The sequence below is a fragment of the Cryomorphaceae bacterium 1068 genome, assembly GCA_027214385.1.
Classification (GTDB): Bacteria; Bacteroidota; Bacteroidia; order Flavobacteriales_D; family Cryomorphaceae; genus JAKVAV01.
Window position 1 is genome coordinate 1 of record JAPVXR010000004.1, and the last position, 14,452, is coordinate 14,452.

General features: G+C 42.9%; 11 protein-coding genes. 4 read left to right on the forward strand and 7 right to left on the reverse strand.

The features are described 5' to 3' along the window. The coding region (locus tag O3Q51_06975) for a hypothetical protein (GenBank protein ID MCZ4408543.1) at window positions 1-700 on the reverse strand (700 nt) is incomplete at its 3' end. A 64-nt stretch (window positions 701-764) separates the two neighbouring features. Here O3Q51_06975 and pssA point away from each other — a divergent pair. Further along, window positions 765-1,481 carry a CDP-diacylglycerol--serine O-phosphatidyltransferase gene (gene pssA, locus O3Q51_06980; GenBank protein ID MCZ4408544.1) on the forward strand — a complete coding sequence of 239 codons (717 nt, stop codon included), beginning with the start codon at window positions 765-767 and terminating at the stop codon, window positions 1,479-1,481. Between the two features lie 4 nt (window positions 1,482-1,485). Beyond that, window positions 1,486-1,746, forward strand: a complete 261-nt coding sequence (purS, locus tag O3Q51_06985; GenBank protein ID MCZ4408545.1) for a phosphoribosylformylglycinamidine synthase subunit PurS — start codon at window positions 1,486-1,488, stop codon at window positions 1,744-1,746. On the opposite strand, the gene lptB is transcribed toward purS, so the two are convergent. The 3 genes from lptB to tatC are packed head-to-tail and all read right to left on the reverse strand — an operon-like array spanning window position 1,743 to window position 5,800. Next, on the reverse strand, window positions 1,743-2,477 hold the full coding sequence (gene lptB / locus O3Q51_06990) for an LPS export ABC transporter ATP-binding protein (protein MCZ4408546.1): 735 nt from the start codon (window positions 2,475-2,477) through the stop codon (window positions 1,743-1,745). The genes purS and lptB overlap by 4 nt on opposite strands. Window positions 2,478-2,483: 6 nt before the next feature. After that, complete coding sequence (locus O3Q51_06995) at window positions 2,484-4,985, reverse strand: DUF5686 family protein (GenBank protein ID MCZ4408547.1); 2,502 nt, start codon at window positions 4,983-4,985, stop codon at window positions 2,484-2,486. Window positions 4,986-5,005: 20 nt separating this feature from the next. Further along, window positions 5,006-5,800, reverse strand: coding sequence for a twin-arginine translocase subunit TatC (gene tatC / locus O3Q51_07000; protein ID MCZ4408548.1), 795 nt, complete (start codon window positions 5,798-5,800; stop codon window positions 5,006-5,008). A 268-nt stretch (window positions 5,801-6,068) separates the two neighbouring features. Between tatC and recQ the strand changes: the two genes are divergently transcribed. After that, window positions 6,069-8,249 carry a DNA helicase RecQ gene (gene recQ, locus O3Q51_07005; GenBank protein ID MCZ4408549.1) on the forward strand — a complete coding sequence of 727 codons (2,181 nt, stop codon included), beginning with the start codon at window positions 6,069-6,071 and terminating at the stop codon, window positions 8,247-8,249. Between the two features lie 54 nt (window positions 8,250-8,303). Here recQ and O3Q51_07010 read toward each other — a convergent pair whose 3' ends face one another. Then, window positions 8,304-9,518: a M20 family metallopeptidase gene (locus O3Q51_07010; protein ID MCZ4408550.1), complete on the reverse strand. Its 1,215-nt coding sequence runs from the start codon at window positions 9,516-9,518 to the stop codon at window positions 8,304-8,306. A gap of 17 nt (window positions 9,519-9,535) precedes the next feature. Further along, window positions 9,536-12,802 carry a hypothetical protein gene (locus O3Q51_07015; protein ID MCZ4408551.1) on the reverse strand — a complete coding sequence of 1,089 codons (3,267 nt, stop codon included), beginning with the start codon at window positions 12,800-12,802 and terminating at the stop codon, window positions 9,536-9,538. A gap of 121 nt (window positions 12,803-12,923) precedes the next feature. On the opposite strand from O3Q51_07015, the gene O3Q51_07020 reads away from it, so the two are divergent. Further along, window positions 12,924-13,562 (forward strand): MBL fold metallo-hydrolase, encoded by a 639-nt coding sequence (locus O3Q51_07020; GenBank protein ID MCZ4408552.1) that lies wholly within the window; start codon window positions 12,924-12,926, stop codon window positions 13,560-13,562. Window positions 13,563-13,574: 12 nt separating this feature from the next. Here the strand turns inward: O3Q51_07020 and O3Q51_07025 are convergent, their stop codons facing one another. Then, window positions 13,575-14,408, reverse strand: coding sequence for a hypothetical protein (locus tag O3Q51_07025; protein MCZ4408553.1), 834 nt, complete (start codon window positions 14,406-14,408; stop codon window positions 13,575-13,577). Window positions 14,409-14,452: the final 44 nt, after the last annotated feature.

Genomic DNA, 14,452 nt, shown 5'->3' on the forward strand with positions numbered 1-14,452 from the left:
CATTTCCCGTGGCGATGAAAACCTCTTCTGTCTCTTCATCGAGGGTGTAATTCCACGCATTGTAGGTAGAGGTAAGGTCTCTGGCCATAGCAGCAAAACGCCAATTGCCCTTGCGGTAAATAACACCCGCATCAAGGCCGAAACCCCAGCTGGTAGCAAAATCACCGATCATTCGGTGAACGACTTTTACATTGGCTCCGAGTGAAAGCCCTGGCACTTTGAGTTTTTTGGCATAGGAAACCATAAAGCCATAATCTACCGCTGAGAAAGTGGTAATATTATCGTAATTCAGTGTTCCGTCAGCATTGATCAGTTGAGTGGTGTTGGGGATATCATCTACCCCGAATCGAATCACCGAAAGGGCTATTACAGAAGTACTGTCAATGGTTTTCGCGATGGCACCATAATCATACTGCGCTATTCCTGCGAAGTACTCGGCGTGCATCGCAGCTATGTCCAAGTCGGCTTTGATGTCTGTTAATCCTGCAGGATTCCAGTAACCCGCCGTAACATCTCCCACTGAGGCTATACCCGCACCTGACATACCAAGCGATCGAGCTCCTACCCCGATATTTAAGAATTCATTACTGTATTTTCTAGTCTGGGCATGAGAATCCAACTGCGTAAAAAGGCAGAATAAGAACAAACCAATAGCCAGAACAGTCCACTTGGGAGAAACCATAATTCGAAAAATAAACATCAATTCCGTGGTAAAACACGAAACAACTAAAAAAATTGCACGATCAATGGTTAATTTTGGGACGATGTATTTGAAATCTCAAATTCCCAATTTACTTACGCTGAGCAATTTATTGTCGGGCGTTTTGTCTTTGTTTTTTTGTTCTCAAAATCAACCCGAAATAGCCGCTTGGCTAATCCTTGCAGGAGCGGGTTTTGATTTCTTTGATGGACTGGCTGCAAGGGCATTAGGCGTAAGTGGCGAATTGGGAAAGCAGTTGGACTCCTTGGCTGATATGGTCAGCTTTGGTGTAGCGCCTGTATTTTTGGCACTTCAATTTAATGGAGTTTTCGGGAAAGAATTGCTGCTCAATTGGAAAGCTTTGGCTCTGTTCATTCCCATTTTAATGGGGGCATTTTCAGCTTATCGACTCGGGAAATTTAATATTGACACTCGACAAGCTACAGGTTTTATCGGCTTGCCCACTCCTGCCAATGCACTTTTTTGGGTGAGCATCGCCTTAGTCGGCACCGGAGGACTTATTGAATTGGAGCCGCTCAATTCAGGCCTGACCAACTTTAAAGAATCGACGGGATTGATTGCTTTTGCCTCAGTCCTATTAGGAATTTTAATGGTTTCAGAGATTCCACTACTGGCCTTGAAGTTTTCTGGAGAATCGGGCGGCAACAAATCCAAAATTGCCTTAATAGCAATAGGTCTCACCTTATTTATCCTATTTGGGTTTTCATCCATCCCGATTGTGCTACTTTTGTATTTCATACTTTCTTTAATTACGAAATAACGCCATGGAATTTACTGCCGAAATTGACATCATGCCCCTAGACGCCTTACTGGACCCACAAGGAAAAGCCGTAACGGCAAGTATGAAAAACCTGGGTTTGGAAGCAATTACCAATGTGAGAATAGGTAAACATATTTCACTGAAGGTAAGCGCAGACAGCAAGGAAGAAGCGGAGAAGAAAGTAGATATGGCTTGTAAAAAGCTATTGGCGAACCAGATTATGGAGCGCTTCGAGTTCCATTTGGAAGAGGTAGAGGTGGTTTAAAGTACCTTCCTTCTCAATTCGAAATTCTTCCCCAAGTATACCTTTCTCACCTGCTCATCGGAGGCCAGCTCTTCCGCAGTTCCCGACTTTAAGATATTACCTTCGAATAGTAAATAAGCTCTGTCAGTAATCGAGAGCGTTTCCTGAACATTGTGGTCAGTAATGAGAATCCCGATATTCTTAGTTTTAAGTTGGGCTACGATAGACTGAATGTCTTCAACTGCGATAGGGTCTACACCCGCGAATGGCTCGTCCAAAAGAATAAATTTTGGGTCTGTAGCCAGCGCCCTGGCAATTTCGGTGCGTCGACGCTCGCCTCCTGAAAGAAAGTCTCCACGGTTTGTGCGGACATGCCCTAAACCAAGCTCTTCGATCAGCGACTCCAATTTAATCGACTGCTCTTTCTTGGTCAGCTTGGTCATTTCCAGTACAGCCTTTACGTTGTCCTCGACGCTGAGCTTTCTGAAAACACTTGGCTCCTGTGGAAGGTAGCCAACGCCTAGCTGCGCGCGCTCATACATGGCCCTGTCAGTAATGTCTTCATTATCTAGAAATATCTTACCAGAATTAGGCTGAACCAAACCCACCGTCATATAAAAGGTGGTAGTTTTCCCTGCACCGTTTGGCCCGAGCAAGCCTACGATTTCACCTTGTTCTACCTGCACGGAAACTCCCTTAACCACAACGCGGCTCTTGTATTTCTTAATCAGGTTTTCAGCTCGAAGAATCATAATAGTCTAGAATTTGATGTCGAATCCAAGAAGCAAGCCAAATTTTGGCGCATTGGGATTGTCAAGATAGGTTAATCGCCAAATGGCATCCACTCTGAAAAAGCGAAAAATGTTTTCCACTCCCAGATATGCCTCAGCGAAGGGTCCATCGGTGAATGTATATGTCAAGTCAGGCAATACCAATTCTTCGGTATTTACTTGACCAAAGGATCCGTAAATCCCATTTATTCCAACAATTTCTCTCCATTTCAGCTTCTTAAAAAGCGGAATCTTATTGAAGAAAAAACCTTCGAAATGGTGTTCGGCTCGCATGGAGACGTAGCGATCACTCACAAACTCGAAGAAGTTCATGGTATTGAAAGCTTCACTATTGTAGAAGAAACTTTCGTTACCTGAGTGAACAAACTGTAGCGGATAAGGAAGAGTTTGCCAGGTTTTCCCTCCTTCCAATGAATACTTAGTGGTTCCAAAGGGACCTAATGGAATTTTGTCTGTGGCAGTCAGTGTCAACTTCTGATATTCATAGTCGCTTCCGAGAACTCCCTTAACACCGAAATCAACTCTTGCATTGATGATCGGCCAATTGCTACCAAGAGAAATCCTTTCGAATTCACCTTCCACAAAATTCTCGCGAAATGCAAAGCGTAGCCCAACTGAAACCTCCGAACTAACTATGTTAGAAACATCGACAACTTGGGGCTCACCTCCAATATCTTCGTTTCGCTCAAAATTCCAAGCACCTGCAGATGACAATTCTCTACGTCTGAATTCCACCAAGGTAGAGAACCCTGTAAACCAAGTTCTCTCGGTATATACCCTTCCTTGCTTGTTTAAAATAAGTCTGTCTTGCGGATTTCGAACGGTCAGTACTTGGATAATATGGTCACGCGGAAAGTAATTGGGTACTTGACCAATAAGTTCGTAGTCTTCTGAGAAATAGACCCCCAATGTTTGTCTGGGCTTCTTGCTCAAAAAGTACTGCCCACCGACCATGTACTTAAACCTCTCATCAGTAGTTCCGTAGGCCACATAACCTTCCAGTTTTAGTCTTGTACTAAAGTCATTAGAGGTACGCAACCCAAATTTAGGTCTCAGACCTTCGACGGTATTATAGCTCAAAAACGTAAAGACCGGCCCCCACTCCACTTTACCATCTACCCAGTATCCTTGAAAAACAAAATTAACGATGTCGACATAAGTCATAAAGACTTTGTTTGTCTTCAGGCTATCCACCATATCGTAAATAGCTTGCTGCTCGTCTGCTATTTCTTCGTGCCTGTTTTCTTCCCAAAAAGATTCATCCAAGGCGTTGATCTCCGTTTCTACTATGACATTCTCAGCACCTGAATAGAATTCGCTGTCTTTGGGTTTGTTGATCACAAAATCCTCGTAGGTTGTCACCTTCTTCCCATAAAACCCCATTTCAGACTTTACGAGACTGAAATCTGCTATTAGCTGTTCGCGCGTCAGCATCCACACCTCAGGCTCTACCTCATCGTACTCGTGCTTCACCTGCAGGTCTGTAATGAAATTGATGTTGGCCGAAGGCAGAATCGTTGCGTCAATTTCCTTGATAGCGTAAGTAGTATCGTTTACCCAGAAGTGTCCTTCGAAGACGAGCTCACTCTCGTTTTTAGGAAGAAAATCTAACCGATAGCACCACTTATTGTCGATATATGTGCTATCGACCAAATAGTATTTGTAAAAGACCAGCCCATAATCGGAAATCGGACTCACGAAGTTCTTTCCAAAAATCCCAAGAGAATTTTGATAGATATTGACATCTTGGTACATCTGACCAAGAAACTGGGAGATACTTTCGTTATTAATTCCCGAAACTTTCGTTGCGTGAATAATCTCTTTCCGACCCTTTGGATTTCTTTGGTAATAATAATCGCTCAAAGTCTCCGTCATAAAGAAGGGCAGAGTCACCTTTTCGCCTGTAGAATCTATATTGTCAAAGATGAAATCGAATGACTTAAAGAGTTTTCGCTCTTTAAATTTATCGGACAAATTATTGAGGTCAAACTCAATCTTATTGTACGTTTCGTATTGATACGCATCTAGCTTCTCTCTGTTATTGATCTTCTTATTCTTGATGATTTTCTTGAGAAGAACATGGGCAGGGTTTTCAAAATCTTTCGCGTTGACCACTATTTCACCCAAGCTCACGGAACCCTCCTGCAGAGGAAAATCGATCTTCTGACTCTCATCCCTTCGTACCTTAAATGCCTTCGTCTTGTATCCGACAAAAGAAGCCACTAAAGAATCTTCAGCATAATAGGTTTCCATCCGGTAATTCCCGTCAAGATCAGTGGTAGTTCCTACCTTGCTTCCTTTAAAAGCCACGTTTACAAAAGGAAGGTTCTCCTTTGTCTCAACATCATATACCTTACCATACACGATTGTTTTCTGAGCAAAAGAAATCGCCGGAATCAATAGAAGAAAGAGGAGAAAAAAAAATGTCTTCCTATTCTTAATAATCGGTATGGAGGCAATTGACTGCATCTTTAAAAAAGGCCGTTTAATCAAGAAGCAGCCTGCTCGCTCTTATTTTTTCTTACGACAACTCGCGCTATCTGTATACTCAACTCATAGAGCACCATCAAAGGTAAAGTTACCAATATCTGGCTGGTCACATCGGGTGGAGTAATGATAGCACTAAGAATCAAGACTCCCACGATTGCATGCTTGCGGTACTTTCTCAATGTCTCGGGTGTAACCAGACCAAGTTTTGCCAAAAAGAAAATGACTACGGGCAACTGGAAGACCAAACCACCCGATAGCGTCGTCATGGTAATGGTAGTAATAAATGAATCTAATGCGATAATATTATCCACCTGATCGCTTACGGTATATCCTCCTAAAAATTGCACGGAAAGCGGAGAAATAAGAAAATAACCGAAGCTAACTCCTATAAGAAATAAGAATGAGGTTGCCACGACAGCACCTCTGGCTGTAGATTTTTCACTTCCGCTAAGCCCGGGCATTATAAAGGCCCACAACTGATAAAACACATAGGGAAAGGCCACGATAAATCCCAGTACAATCGAGACCAGCAGATGAGAAGTGAATTGACCACTCATGGAGATATTCTGCAATTTAAAAGAAGAAGCCAGGCAAAGACTATCGTCTAAACCAACCAATTCAGACATGTGACAGAAAAAGCGATAGGTGATGAAGTCTGAATTTTTAGGGGCTAAAATCAAGACATCAAAGACGAAACTTTTGAACACAAAAGCTGCTATAGCAAATATTAATATTGCGATAAAAGCCTTGATAAGTCGCCACCTCAGCTCTTCGAGGTGTTGTAGAAATGTCATTTGATTGGGGTCAGCCATCCCTGTTTAACTTGTTTTTTACTGAAAAGGCAAAGCTAATACAATTCACTCCGCACGTATACGTTTTTTCGTAGCTTTAGTCTCGCGCAACGAGATTGCAACACTCCTTTCTAACAGTGGAATGATTACCGAAAAAATCTAGTTTAAGAGGTTGCTATTTAGAACGATTGTCGTAAATTGAAAAACCTAAACATCCCTGTAACATAGAAGTGCGGAAAACAGTACTGAAGGGTAAACTGAATATCTGAAAATGTTATCAGAATTAATTTCGCCTAAAGAGGCGTTGGCTAAGTATTTTGGATTCTCCTCATTCAAGGGTCAGCAAGAAAAAATTATTGAGAACGTATTAAATGGAAACCACACCTTCGTCATCATGCCGACGGGAGGTGGCAAATCGCTTTGCTACCAACTCCCTGCATTGATGAAAGAAGGAACGGCCATCGTCGTTTCACCCCTTATAGCCTTGATGAAGAATCAAGTTGACGCCATCCGAGGCACGAGCGAAAACGAGGGCATTGCCCATTTTCTCAACTCTTCGCTGAACAAATCAGATGTTCTAAAGGTGAAGGAGGATGTAATGAGCGGAGTTACAAAGCTCCTCTATATGGCCCCGGAGAGTTTGACCAAAGCCGACTACATAGAATTTTTGAGGGGGGCTAATGTTTCCTTTTTTGCCATTGATGAGGCCCATTGTATTTCTGAATGGGGTCATGATTTTCGCCCTGAATACCGTAGGTTAAGAGCCATTATTGAAGAAATTACCGACGTTCCGATTATTGCCTTAACGGCAACTGCTACACCTAAGGTGCAGCAAGATATCCAGAAGAACTTAGGGATGACAGATGTGAAGGTGTTTAAGGATTCCTTCAATCGACATAACCTCTATTACGAGGTACGCCCTAAAAAAGATGTTGTACGGGAAATCATCAAGTTTGTAAAAGCCAGACCAGGCAAGACGGGAATAGTATACTGCCTCAGTCGAAAGAAGGTTGAGGAGGTAGCTGAGTCACTCAAGGTGAATGGCATCAACGCTCTTCCTTATCATGCGGGTATGGATGCGGGAATGAGGTCCAGACATCAAGATGCTTTTCTGAATGAAGATGCCGATGTTATCGTTGCGACCATTGCCTTTGGAATGGGAATCGATAAACCCGATGTGCGCTATGTGATTCACCACGATATCCCAAAGAGTATTGAGAGCTATTACCAAGAAACGGGAAGAGCAGGACGCGATGGGGGCGAAGGTCATTGCTTGGCATTCTATAGCTATAAAGACATTGAAAAGCTCGAGAAGTTTCTTCAAGGTAAGCACGTTTCTGAAATGGAAATCGGCAAACAACTCTTGCAAGAAATAGTCTCGTATGCTGAAACTAGTCTCTGCCGTCGAAAATTCATTTTGCATTACTTCGGAGAGGAGTTCGATTCTGACAAGTGCACGGATATGTGCGACAACTGTCGCCACCCCAAGGAGCGATTCGAGGGGAAAGATCAGATCAAGCAGCTATTGGAGTGTGTCAAAGAATCAAAGCAGCGACATAAAGCCAATCACCTCATCAACGTTTTGGTGGGTAATGAAACAGCTGAAGTAAAAACATATAAGGATGACGAGCTGGAATGCTTTGGTGCCGGACAAGACGAAGATGAAAAGTTTTGGAACGCAGTCATCAGACAATCCACAATACGCGGCCTGTTGTCAAAAGAAATTGAGTCGTACGGAATTCTCAAACTCACCGAAAAAGGAGAGAAATTCATCAAGAAACCTTACTCAATCGAGTTAATAAAAGAGAACGACTACAGCGGTGTAGATGATGCTTCCGACGGCGGAGGAGGAAAGGGCGCTATGGATGATCGGCTTTACAAAATGTTAATCTCTTTGAGAAAAGAGATCAGCAAAAAGAAAGAGCTTCCAGGCTACGTGATTTTCCAAGATCCTTCTTTGCAAGAGATGGCTTCTCAATACCCCATCACGACAGAAGAGCTGACAAACATTGTAGGTGTAGGAGCGGGAAAAGCCCGCAAATTCGGTGCTCCGTTCTTAGATCTTATCAAACGCTACGTTGAAGAAAACGAAATTGATCGACCACAAGATTTGGTAGTGAAGTCTATCGTGAACAAGTCCGGGCTTAAAGTCCATATCATTCAAAACATTGACCGTAAGCTTCCGCTTGAAGACATAGCGAGAGCCAAAGGAAAAGAAATGGATGCGGTAATCGATGAGATAGAAGCCATTGTAGGCTCGGGGACCAGAATCAACATTAACTACTACCTCGACGATATGCTCGATGAAGAAGAGCAGCAGGACATCTACGACTACTTCTTAGAAGCAGAATCGGATGATATCGGGGCAGCTTATGAAGAATTCGAAGGCGATTACACTGAAGAGCAGCTTCGATTGATGCGAATCAAGTTTATGAGTGAGGTGGCGAATTAAACGCGGAGAAGCTACAGCCCAAACTAGAAAAATCAAAAATGAGTTTTGGTTCAACTACAACTCTTCTAAAGCTTTTGCTGCCAAAGTAGCCATGAGTGACGAACCTATTCGAAGAGCATCTTCGTCAATATCGAATTTCCCCGTGTGAAGTGGTGCCCCAAGTCCCTTGCTAGCATTGGAAGTTCCCAATCGATAAAAGCACGCAGGAATCTCCTGAGCGAAATAAGAGAAGTCTTCTGCCGTCATTCTAAGGTCGAGATCATGAACACTTTCTTCCCCCAGTAATTCAATGGCTTTTTTCTTTGCCCAGAGGGTTAGATCATTATCGTTTATCAAAGCAGGATACCCTTCTCTGACTTCAACTTCGGCAAAGCCACCCATGGATTTGCATATTCCGGAGACCATATCGTTGAGAAGTTGATGCAACTCAAATCTCCACTTTTCATTCATCGTTCGAATTGTTCCTTCCAGTTTTACTTCGTCAGGTATCACATTCGTGGCACCGTTTCCTATGAACTTCCCTATCGAAACGACAGTAGGAGTGCTCGCTGTTGCCCTTCGACTCACGAGTTGCTGGATGGATGTCACCACATGCGAGGCCAGTAGAATCGTGTCAATGCATTTATGCGGCAGCCCGGCATGACCACCTTTCCCCTTGATGGTAATGTAAAGCTCATCGGCAGAAGCCATATACATTCCCGGTCGAAAACCAACATTTCCGACTTCCATATCGGGATAAACATGCTGTCCGAAAATGAGCTGCACGTCAGGCTTTTTCAATGCTCCATCCTTGATCATCAATGATGCCCCTCCAGGAATACGCTCTTCTGCGGGCTGAAAAATCAGCCTGACGGTTCCCTTGAGAGATGATTTCCTTTCTTGCAATAGTCGGGCGGCTCCAAGAATGCAGGTGGTATGAACATCATGACCACAGGCATGCATCACTCCCTTATTGGTCGAAGCATAGGTCACAGCATTCAATTCTGTAATGGGTAAAGCATCCATATCGCCCCTTACAGCGACGACTTTACCATCTTTGTCTCCAACGATATCCGCTACGATTCCATGACCCCCTATCCCCGATTTGTGCGGGATACCAAGCTCCGTCAGTTTTTTGGAAACAAAAGCAGCAGTCTTTTCTTCATGAAACGATAATTCGGGATTGGCATGTAAGTGTCTGCGAATTTTAATAAGGTCATCCAAAGCTGCATCAGCAGATGAAGCTAAGCCGTCAAGAAGAATCATATTCGGAACGTTTTTGAAGGACATTCAGGCAGAATAGCCAATTAGAAGTCCATGGCTAAAGATATGTAAAATACACGGTCGAGAGTGATGCCGTCATCTACACCCCAAGCCCAATCCACTCTAACAAAATAGCCTAAGAGCTTACTTCGGAGACCGAAACCGTAGCCATAAACAACAGGGTCGCGATTGTTCTCTATTTCGATAGTCACATTTCCCGATTCAATGATTGTACTATTGAAGCTGTTCTCTTCAGAATAAGGAGTTGGACCAGTCCAAGCCGAACCTACATCGAAGAATCCAAGGATCTGAAAGTTCTCCAAGAAATCACTCTTTAACGGCTTTTGGAAGAAGTAACTAAATACAGGCCATCTGAGCTCATTGTTGATCACAGCAAAACTATTACCATTTCGGGCATTGGCAAAGAAGCCACGCATAGGAGCTCCACGTGTTTGAAATTGATAATTCTGTTCGGGATCAAGAGGAAGTGAATTATCTTCTCTGGGGTTTAGTGAATTGTCCACCGAGCCTAGAAAGAAGGCCAGCCGCTCAGCTCCGAGAGAAGTGCTCCAACCAACGCGGCTCGCTAAAATCAAATTGCGATGAATGCGGTAGTAATTTCTCCAATCCAACCCAATAGTCATGAATGTCCTGTCGGTATTGGTAGGGTCCATATAATACTCACCCCATACTTTCCATCGCATTCCTCGACGTAGGTTCAAGCCCATTGGCAGTGTATTGTCAAAAACCAATTCCCCTTTTAATCCAGCGTAATTTGAAGTTTCATTGGGTCTTTGAGCATTAAACTGATCGGTAGAAAGTAAAATAAATTCGTCGAATCGATACATTCCTGAACCACGAATACTAAAAACTTCATTGATTGGGAAACTCAACCTATATGCCCCTTGGTAGGTAACGTTTTCTATTAGACTAAAACCATTGGGAGAATAGCGACTCTGTTGTCGGAAAAGCTGAATTCTCCTATCCGTTCGGCGCGTTAGGTCCTCCCCCATCAACATGAAAGTATTGTTATCAAAATTACCGGCTATCCCAAACCCACCTACAATCTTGTAATCTTCAAATAGATCGCTAACCCCTAACTTAACCAATCCACCCAAGCCTGGATTTAGTCCGTCAGGACCTGATAAGGGCTGATAAAACTCCCCCATAAAGGTATTATCGAGCTGGGCTAAAACTTTGTCGGTAGTAAAATTCAGATTGTAATTCCTAGCTCCCGGAAGTGGGACAGTATCCAATACGGTATAGCCTTGTTCAGCAGGCCGGTATTCTTCTACATCAGAAGGAACTTCCGAAAGGGTAATTGTCTCTCGCTCGTAGGTATAGTCAGGCTCTCCCTCAAATCGATAATTATCGATATCAATTTGCTTTTGCGAATTTTCCTCTGCATCGTCAGGAATAAAAATCAAGTCTGCTTCCTCAAGTTCTTCTCTTCTGGTAGGCCGACTTGTTATAGCCTCTCCAATGGGCCTGTCTTCGCCACCTTCACCTTCGGTAGAAATCCTTGCTACTCCGTCATTCGAAATATTGCCGTGATAGAATTGATAGTCATTGTCGGCGTACGTAAGCACACTGTATTCACCAGAATTAGGGTGAACTGTATAATCCATTAAATCCGAAGGGTAATTGGTAAGAGGATCTGCTACCGTAAAGAATCGATAGTGAATGGTCGTATCAATTCGACTGATGGCACTATCGTAGACGGCAACGTACCTATTCATAGTCCCCTTGTAATCCGCAAGGAAGGTGTATTGTCTCCCTTGGTATTGATAAGGGTCTTTTTCAATCAGGTCGGGTGTATCGGTAATGCGCTCTAAGTATGGGGACCTCGACTTTAAATCAAAAGCAAAAACATCTCTGTTCTGACTCAGTAAGATCGGGTCGGGATTTGTCCTGAGGGTATCATCAGGTCGATTCGAAGTGAAAATAATTCTATCTCCATCTTTCGAAAAGCTAGGATCAAAATCACCAAAAATGTCATTGGTTAATTTCTCTTGTCTGTTCCCAATAGTGTAGTAGAGATAAAGATCCGTTTGGCCTTTATCTACTGCTGAAAGAACGAGTTGTTGGCCATTGGGGCTATACTTCATTGATAGGATTTCATCCAAGATGAATACCTCCCTTTCAGTCGTTTTTCCACTCTCAATATTATAAGTACACAGCATCAACTTCCCTCTCCATTCCTTGGCATAGGTAAAAGCTCCTGAGGAAGGATGCCAAGCCAATACGGGGAAACTAAAATCAGGGATCCGAAGCAACTTGTGCTCAGCCTTCAGTATTTTTTTCCTCTTCCCTTTAAGAACATCATAAAGGTAAAGCCGATACTGCCCTAAGACATTGTCTACATAAATTGCATACCTCCCGTCGGGGCTGATCTTGTAGGTCGTCAGAACCCTGTCTTTTTTTGTCTTGAGCTTAAGATTCTCTAAAGAAATTGGAGTCTTCTCCAATGACATAGTGCCATACTCACCTCTGTAATAAGCGATAAACTCTTTGGTAATGGTATCCAGAGATTTACCCAAAACAAAAAGAAAACCACTCTCTACATTTCGACTTACTCCACTCATGTACAGAATATTCGGAATGATGTTTTCCCCATACACTTGAGCCACATAAGTCCAAAGGGCATAACCGGCAAAAGCTGCATTTCTTCCTTCCAAGCGATTCAGCTTTTCATATGCTCCCATCATCACGTCGTTTCTGATGATGTTTTCTGCATCATCGTCAACCGCTTGCGAAGCATAAAGAATCAAACCCTCGATGTACCAGTCGGGTAAATTCAGTAGTGTAGACGACTTGATAACATCCCGCCAATTACCACCGTATAATCTATTGTTGATCAGCACTTGGGCAATACCCTTTCGAATATTTTGCTCAAACTTAATGTAGTCGCCTTCGAAGTAAATAAAGACCTTGGATCCAACGATCCGTGTAGTTCCACCAATGTTCCCCTCATCCTCTCCATTGATTCCAATATTGCTCTGTTTAAAGTCAGAATGGGAATTGTATACGATGAATTGAATCTTATCCCGAACGGGATAATCAAACACTTCTTCAAGTGAATGAATATTCTTTGAAGCCACTTTGCTCGTGAATTCGGCAAGCTCTTGACCTCCTTCGTAGAAATAAGTGTCAAACTCTTGGAATCGGAAATGTTGCCACAAAAAGTCTTTGTACTGAACTCTATTTTTACCAAATTCCTGATAGGACCCTTGATAAAACTGACCATTGGTGACCAGCGCAGAGAGGAGCAGCGCAACGACAAGAAGCAGATGACGGGTAGAAATTTGCATTAAGGCATTAAAGATAACTAAAACCGCGGGTGAATATTTTACTTCGTAAAGGCAAATATCGCTACCAAAATAAAACAGTCAACATCACGAATTCCCTACATTCGCAAGTAAACAACAATTCATGCTTCAAGTTCTCAAATTCACCTTCAATCCATTTCAAGAAAACACCTACCTGTTGTTTACAAGTGACGGGGAATGCGCAATAATTGATCCGGGGTGTTATGACAAACGAGAGGAAGACTTGCTTAAAAAAACCATCGAGGAGGAAGGTTTAAACCCTACTCTTTTGCTGAACACACATTGCCACATCGATCATGTTTTCGGAAATGAGTTCGTTCATCGAACTTATGGACTTGACCCGATGATTCACAAAAAGGAAGAAATGGTCTTGGCATCGGTGTCAAGAGTCGCTGAAATGTATGGTCTCAATTACACCCCATCGCCTAAGCCCAAGTTTATTGAAGGCAACGAGATTGTTTTGGGAGAAGAAAGATTGAAAATTCTATTTGTACCGGGACATTCACCGGGACATATTGCATTTTACAGTAAAGTGCATACACTGCTTTTGTCAGGAGATGTACTTTTCAAGCAAAGTATTGGAAGAACTGATTTACCGGGCGGAAGCATGGATGTTTTAATGCAGTCCATTGCTGAAAAGCTTCTTCCACTACCTGAAGAAACGAAGGTCTACGCAGGTCATATGGAAGACACGACCATAGGTGAAGAAAAAAGACTCAATCCTTTTCTTCGCGGGATTTAGTAGGAAAGTACTCTACTTGAAGAGTCGCTCGACTGATTTACGCTTAGGCTTGTTCTTCGGACATTTCCTGTCAGCCTTTTTATCCAATACGTAAACATTGAGCCTGAAAATAAGTGGCCTGTAGCGGGTGTTGAATATTTTAAGTGTCGACTTAAGGTCATCGTACTCGTAAATATTCAGGATGGGCGTTTCCACAGATGGCACTAGCAGAATGTTTGACGATATTTTAAAACCCAATCCCAATCTGTAGTGCGCTTGAAAAATGAAACGTGAAGGATCTGCTAGTTCAATGGGTAGATTATCCGTGTCATACGTCATTGCTGAGGCAATTCGATAATCTCCGTTTATTCCGATGGTATTTTGCAAAAAGCCTGTTTTACTATACTGCTGAATATTGGAAGCCGCAAAGCTCATTGTAGCATATGAGTAACTGAATACGCCTTCATTGCTGATTATTGCCGCTCCTCCTGTATTGGTTTCAGGATCAAGGGTAGCTTCAAATCGTTCCACACCACGCAGCATTTTTAGACCTACGTTGAGCTGTACATGAGAAATCAATCTGGAATTGTCAATCACATGAAAACGACCAATTTCAAGGCCCAAACCAATACGCCCTGCAGGATTATAAGCTACGTCGTAGGCCGTTCCACCTGGTAAGAATACTCGTTGCGAAGGGTTCTTAAGTTGAGGCAACATGTAAGTAATGGCAGGGCTAACAATCCATCCTTTACGCTGAAAATTTCCGTGAGTAGGAAAAACATCCTGATGCTGACGATGGCTGTATTGGCCAAAGCCGTCAACGCTCAGAAAGGAGGCGAACACCAATAATATAAAGAGTCTCGACATTTCGTGCAGTTTCAAGTCAGTGTATAAGGGGTGCGTCCCTTACG

Coding starts and splice junctions, on each gene's coding strand:
- pssA (MCZ4408544.1), top strand. CDS start 765: ATGTATTTGAAATCTCAAATTCCCAATTTACTTACGCTGAGCAATTTA.
- purS (MCZ4408545.1), top strand. CDS start 1,486: ATGGAATTTACTGCCGAAATTGACATCATGCCCCTAGACGCCTTACTG.
- lptB (MCZ4408546.1), bottom strand. CDS start 2,477: ATGATTCTTCGAGCTGAAAACCTGATTAAGAAATACAAGAGCCGCGTT.
- O3Q51_06995 (MCZ4408547.1), bottom strand. CDS start 4,985: ATGCAGTCAATTGCCTCCATACCGATTATTAAGAATAGGAAGACATTT.
- tatC (MCZ4408548.1), bottom strand. CDS start 5,800: ATGACATTTCTACAACACCTCGAAGAGCTGAGGTGGCGACTTATCAAG.
- recQ (MCZ4408549.1), top strand. CDS start 6,069: ATGTTATCAGAATTAATTTCGCCTAAAGAGGCGTTGGCTAAGTATTTT.
- O3Q51_07010 (MCZ4408550.1), bottom strand. CDS start 9,518: ATGTCCTTCAAAAACGTTCCGAATATGATTCTTCTTGACGGCTTAGCT.
- O3Q51_07015 (MCZ4408551.1), bottom strand. CDS start 12,802: ATGCAAATTTCTACCCGTCATCTGCTTCTTGTCGTTGCGCTGCTCCTC.
- O3Q51_07020 (MCZ4408552.1), top strand. CDS start 12,924: ATGCTTCAAGTTCTCAAATTCACCTTCAATCCATTTCAAGAAAACACC.
- O3Q51_07025 (MCZ4408553.1), bottom strand. CDS start 14,408: ATGTCGAGACTCTTTATATTATTGGTGTTCGCCTCCTTTCTGAGCGTT.